The sequence below is a fragment of the Massilia sp. MS-15 genome (assembly GCF_020176695.1).
GTDB lineage: Bacteria > Pseudomonadota > Gammaproteobacteria > Burkholderiales > Burkholderiaceae_D > Telluria > Telluria hydrophila.
Genome location: NZ_JAIWIA010000089.1, coordinates 1 through 1,160 on the forward strand (window position 1 = coordinate 1; position 1,160 = coordinate 1,160).

General features: G+C 60.3%; 1 pseudogene. It reads right to left on the minus strand.

What is annotated here, in order from left to right:
- Positions 1-537: 537 nt before the first annotated feature.
- Positions 538-1,104, minus strand: a pseudogene (locus LCI23_RS20390) (IS5 family transposase); the annotation flags it as partial.
- Between the last annotated feature and the right edge of the window lie 56 nt (positions 1,105-1,160).

Consider the following 1,160-nt stretch of genomic DNA (forward strand, 5'->3'; position numbering starts at 1 on the left):
CCTGACCGTGCTGATCGTCGACGACAATGTCGATGCGGCCGAAACGCTCGGCCTGGCACGAACCCTTGCGCGCGCTCGAGCGGGCGCGCAGCGTGGCGCCGGACGTCTGCCTGCTCGATATCGGCCTGCCCGGGATCGACGGGCGCGAGCTGGCGCGGCGCTTGCGCGCGCAGCCGGAGACGGCGGGGGGCCTTGCTGGTGGCGGTTACCGGCTATGGGCAGCAGCAGGACCGGGACGAGGCGCTGGCGGCGGGGTTTCAGCATCATCTGGTCAAGCCGGTGGATGTCGATGCGCGGCTGGGGGTGTTTGAAGTGACTAGGACGCTTAGACTACCGGCAGTGCCGATCTGAGGGGCATGTGCTGGCAACGTTAGCTTGTCTCCGGCCCCAGTATCGTGGCTATTTTCGGGTAAGCCTGCGCCTTCTTATTTGAGGAAAAGGGGGGAGATCCCGTTGCTGTCGACTTCGTTCACTGAGCGACCGATGTCGATCTATATATCAGCTCAATACAGTACCACGACGATTGAGGTCGGCTCTAGAAACCGATGCCCGCCCCCCAGGAGTTTGGTCGAGCAGCGCTGGCAGGACAGGCGCATCGCTAATTCAGCTGTCGGTCACCGTGGCCCGGATCTCGAGCGTGGACGTGTTTATCCCGAGGTGCGCCTTGCGCTATAAGCGGAAACACTCCGAACAATGTTTCTTCGTCTTCCATTCGCCTTCACCCAGCATCATGATGCCCGTGCTGCCCACTAGCAGATGTAGTCCTGTCGTGGTCGGCACTGCGTCACTGGCGTCGTGCAGCGTCTTCTAGCGTCGGCCAACCTTGCTGTAGTCGGGCACCGTCCAGTCAAGTTCAGCCAGGCGCAGCAGGCTCTGCATCAAGTCCATAGCTTGGCGCAGCGGTAGATTGAACAGGCATTTAATGCTCAGGCGGAACTGGATCGCCTGGTCGCTGAAGATTTCGCTTCTCCCGCGCTTGCCGCATGGGTGTGCATTCCAACGCATAGTCGAATCGAGCCAAAAGAGCGGCGAGCCGCGTGACTTTAGCGCTTCGTTGTATGCATTCCTGTTGGTAGTGCGGTACTTCCATGGAGCTGGTTTCATCGGCTCAGCCTACCAGACCTTCAGGTTCTACGCTAACAATGGGGACTGATTTACGC